Raw genomic sequence first — 4613 nt, 5'->3', positions numbered from 1 at the left:
GCCAATTTAGAATTATCCACGATGGTGACGGCTGCTGTTCCGGCTTGAGTAGGCATTCCTGTTTGGAGGGTAAGGTCACCGATAACGCCAGACATGGGTGCTGTTAGCTGGGTCGGGATCTCTAGAGTCTGCGTAATCTGAGCATTCTTGCTACCACCTTGTGCTGCGGAGAATGCTTGGATCAATTCTTCTTCACTTAAACCACTTAATGCGCCAAAAACACTCAGTGTCTCTGAGAGCTCATCCGGAATCTCTATTTCTGTTTCACCAAGGCTGTTAAAGGGATTTTGCGCAATAACTGCTTTGGATTTATTGACATCTACATCCGCGATCACCTGGCCTTCGGTTACATAATCCCCGACTTCCACGTAGACCTGATCTGGCACTACGGTTGTATCCAAATATAGTTGTGCTTCCTCAAGGCTTTCAATGGTACCAGTCGCTGTCACCTGATCGACAAAACGTGTTTCTTTTGCAATCACTACCTGAGCAGTATCTACAGCAGCTGTTACAATGGTAGGGATGAGAAGGGTGCCAGGAATAAGTAGAATGACTATCATGAGTACTACAATTTTTAGTTTCATTTTGACCTCCGACTGCGCATATCATCTCTTCCCCTATTTTTTCACAAAGTCTGGGATTTATGAGGTATGAAGCGACCTTCCAGAATATTTTGATTTTTTTACAGCAAAATATTTGTATTGTGAATCTTCCCCGGCAGATAAAGCGAAAGGAGAATGAATATGAACATCATCGCCTGTGACAAGCCTTGCCTGCATCAGAAGGACGGTTACTGCACATTAGAAAAGGTGCCATATATTACTTCCTCAAAAGAAAAAGGCTGCCTTTACTATGTAGAAAATAGTAAAGAGCAGCCTGTCAATTATCAAGCAAATGTTAAGATTAGCGGGAAAGTGCCTTAAAGGCGTCGCGGATATAGGAAACTCCCACAATTTCCATTCCATATTTTTCGGGTTGCTTAATATAGCGCAAACAACGTTTTGGAATAATGCATTTAGAAAATCCCAGACGAGACGCTTCGGTCAAACGTTGCTCAATACTTGTGATTGCCCGAATTTCTCCAGCCAGTCCCACTTCTCCAAAGGCAGCTACCGACTGGTCAATGACCTGATCGGTAACAGAGGACATTAATGCTAGCGCAACTGCAAGATCCGCAGCGGGTTCATCAAGACGCAGTCCTCCAACGACATTGACATAAACGTCCAAAGTTCCAAAAAAGAAACCTGCCCGCTTTTCCAATACTGCGATGAGCAACGCCATCCGATTGTAATCAAAGCCAGTTGCAGTCCTTCTTGGTGCGGTAAAACCAGATTTGGTGGCTAAAGCCTGTACCTCGGCTAAAATTGGCCTAGAACCCTCCATAACGCAAGAAACGCAAGTACCGGAGACATGTTGTGGACGATCAGATAAAAGCATCTGGGAGGGATTTTCTACCTCTTCCAATCCAGTATCATGCATCTCAAATACACCGATTTCATTGGTAGAGCCATACCGGTTTTTAACAGCCCTTAAAATACGGTAGGAAAGGTTTCTCTCCCCTTCGAAATATAATACGGCATCTACCATATGCTCTAGCACCTTGGGGCCAGCAATGGCACCATCCTTGTTGACGTGACCAACAATAAAGATAGAGATACCGTATTCCTTGGCCACTCTCATAAGCAGCTGGGTGGACTCCCGCACCTGAGAAACACTGCCACTGGATGACGGTACTGACTCAACATGCATGGTCTGTATGGAGTCGATAATAACAATATCTGGACTTTCCTTGACAATCGTATCCACAATTGTCTGTGCATCAGTAATAGTGGCGATAAACAAATTTTCAGTTTGTACATGAAGACGCATAGCACGGACCTTAATTTGCTTTTCACTTTCCTCCCCGGTGATATAGAGTACCTTCTGCCCCTGCCCTAGATATTCGCAAATTTGCAGCAGTAGTGTAGATTTTCCAATTCCTGGTTCACCGCTGAGCAGGATCAGAGAACCACGTACTATGCCGCCACCCAATACTCGGTCCAATTCCTGAAGACCTGTGCTGTAACGATCCTCATCTCCGAAGGTAATATGCTGGATATTCATTGGCGTCACAGCGTGGCCGCCGGCTGTAGAAACCGCTACAGTGCCGCTTTTTTTAGAGCCTGTTACAACATTCTTCACCTGTTCTTCTAGCGTGTTCCACTCTCCGCATTCCGGACAACGCCCGAACCATTTAGCGGTTTCACCTCCGCACTGGGAGCATACATAAATTGTTTTTGATTTGACTGCCATTGATTGTACCATCCATTTCTTTTTGACTTTGTTTATCCCGAATATTCGATGCAAAATACCGATTTAGAGCACATGCTATCGTGAAAGCGACTTCATCCTGATATTCAGAAGTCGACAATTTATGTGCCTCTTCAGGGTTAGATAAAAAACCACATTCGATAAGAACTGCTGGGGATTGTGCATGATAAAGTAAATAAAGATTGTCACCCGCTTTTTTATGTACACGGGTATTCTCGGGTTGCAATATTTCCTGAAAAGTATCCTGCAGCGTTTGGGAAAGGATTTCGCTCTCGGGATGATTGGGACTAAAAAACATCTGTGCCCCATTGTATTTAGATATACCGAACTGATTTTGATGGATACTGAGGAAAATTGCATCCTCATTATCCTCAATCATTTTCATGCGGTTTTTTATATCAGAGACCTTCTGTTCCCGAACTGATGATTTATCCGCATCGTGTAGCGAGGTATCACTATCCCGTGTCAAAATAACTTTATATCCATTTATAAGGAGCTGGTCGCGCAGCTTGAGAGCAATAGCCAAGTTGATATCCTTTTCTACAATGCCATCTACACCAACAGCTCCTCCATCCATACCTCCGTGACCAGCATCGATGATTACCTTTTTACTCTGCTGTCTTTCTGTATTGACATTAACCATCACAGTATTCGTTTTTACAATATGTCCGGCTGACATACAAAAAATCACCACAGCAAGTGTGGTAATGGGTACGACCAATTTCAAATAATTAATTTTCATCGCCATCTTTTCTATCACCCCACAAACATTTTATGTCTGTATGTCCAGTGAATAGACTAACGATTAAATCCATTATACCTTTTTTTCTATCATTGCACAAGAAATAGCAACCTGTGGCCAGTCGCTTTCAAAAGAGATTTTGCATAGGATGTAAAAATATCTTTCTATCATAAAATCTCATAAAGGATGATTACCTTGAATAATTATCATTGCCCATTTTATTGCTGTCGTCCTCCCTGCCCTGGTGGGGTTACCGGTCCAACCGGTCCTACGGGTCCAACGGGTGCTCAAGGCCTACAGGGCGCCACTGGGCCTACAGGTCCACAAGGTCCTAAAGGAGCCCAAGGCCCGTAGGGAATCATCGGAGCTACAGGAGCGACTGGATCCACTGGTACAACAGGCTCTACAGGACCAATCGGCCCTACGGGTCCAACGGGAATGCAAGGACCTACAGGAGCGACTGGGCCTACAGGCCCACAAGGCCCTGAAGGTCCTCAGGGCCCTCAAGGAATAGCGGGAGCCAAAGGAGATGCCGGCCCTGCCGGTGTGACAGGCCCTACGGGTCCCACAGGTATACAGGGTCCACGGGGCGATACTGGCCCTACCGGTGCTACTGGAGCAACAGGGCCAGGCGCTTTATTGGCACGATATGTCAACGCCTCTAGGATCACAACGAGTTCTCCCATTGAGTTTGTGGAAATCTCTAATTCCGCCCCTGATTTAATTTCACAGTCAAGTCCAACAACAATCACATTAGCGACTGGACCTTTCTATCTTATTTTTTATTCCTTTTTCGGGGCTACCAATACAGACAGCTACCTCCAGGTCATCAGCAGAGCAAATGGAACCATCTTAGTAAGTTTTAACTCGAAGGTTCCAACAACAACGGCAGGAGGTCTTTCCGCCTCGACAGAATCAACCACAGCATTTCCTGTTATAGGAGACAGCACAAATCTTGATTTTCTCATTGCATCCTCTGCAACGCTTTCTTCCGGTGAATTTTATCTCTATATTATTGCGTTTCCCAATTGAATTTTTTCTGGAATAACAAACCCGGACAAAACTTTAAAGATTACGTCCGGGTTCAACTTTTATATTTGCCATGTTGCCTATCAGTGATATCGTCGTTTTGTGAGACAATGTTGATATAATTAATTCCCTCCATTTTATCAACTTGCTCTAAAATTTTTTTGTCTGTCTTAGTTATCTGAGAGAAGCGTCGAGAGGGTAATTGATAGATAAATTCCACTGTATCTTTGGTGGTATTCATCGCTCGCAACTTTTCTTTTGCTTTAAAAAAAGAGGTAACCATAGCTTGAATATCCTTTTCCAGTCGTTTATGTGCCCGGATAATCAGTAGCCTTTTATGATCATTTTTGGATCTGCCGACAACCAAAAGTAGAACAAAAAGAGCTAATGTACTAATACTAGCAATGATATAGTCACCGATGCCACAGCAGATGCCTACAACAACTGTCCAGAAAATATAGACAGTATCTCTAGGATCCTTCACTGCATTTCTGAAGCGTACTATGGAGAGAGCACCTACCATACCAAGGGA

6 protein-coding genes are annotated in these 4613 nt (G+C 44.1%); 2 read left to right on the top strand and 4 right to left on the bottom strand.

Annotation, left to right across the window (positions count from 1 at the left end; genetic code table 11):
• On the bottom strand, window positions 1-584 hold a 584-nt coding region (locus ACZ25G_RS06590; RefSeq protein ID WP_463681925.1), incomplete at its 3' end, for an efflux RND transporter periplasmic adaptor subunit.
• Window positions 585-743: 159 nt separating this feature from the next.
• Between ACZ25G_RS06590 and ACZ25G_RS06585 the strand changes: the two genes are divergently transcribed.
• On the top strand, window positions 744-923 hold the full coding sequence (locus ACZ25G_RS06585) for a hypothetical protein (RefSeq protein ID WP_463681924.1): 180 nt from the start codon (window positions 744-746) through the stop codon (window positions 921-923).
• Here ACZ25G_RS06585 and radA read toward each other — a convergent pair.
• A complete protein-coding gene (gene radA / locus ACZ25G_RS06580; RefSeq protein WP_463681923.1) occupies window positions 904-2292 on the bottom strand; it encodes a DNA repair protein RadA in 1389 nt (462 codons plus the stop codon). The two genes, ACZ25G_RS06585 and radA, sit on opposite strands and share 20 nt — an antisense overlap.
• Window positions 2243-3058 carry an N-acetylmuramoyl-L-alanine amidase gene (locus ACZ25G_RS06575; RefSeq protein WP_463681922.1) on the bottom strand — a complete coding sequence of 272 codons (816 nt, stop codon included), beginning with the start codon at window positions 3056-3058 and terminating at the stop codon, window positions 2243-2245. The genes radA and ACZ25G_RS06575 overlap by 50 nt, the downstream gene beginning before the upstream one ends.
• A 277-nt stretch (window positions 3059-3335) precedes the next feature.
• Here ACZ25G_RS06575 and ACZ25G_RS06570 point away from each other — a divergent pair, with 277 nt between their 5' ends.
• Window positions 3336-3566 (top strand): hypothetical protein, encoded by a 231-nt coding sequence (locus tag ACZ25G_RS06570; protein WP_463681921.1) that lies wholly within the window; start codon window positions 3336-3338, stop codon window positions 3564-3566.
• Window positions 3567-4136: 570 nt separating this feature from the next.
• On the opposite strand, the gene ACZ25G_RS06565 is transcribed toward ACZ25G_RS06570, so the two are convergent.
• On the bottom strand, window positions 4137-4613 hold a 477-nt coding region (locus ACZ25G_RS06565), incomplete at its 5' end, for a DUF4956 domain-containing protein (RefSeq protein ID WP_463681920.1).

The organism is Zongyangia sp. (assembly GCF_965361945.1).
This window is presented reverse-complemented; position numbering and strand designations above follow the sequence as displayed.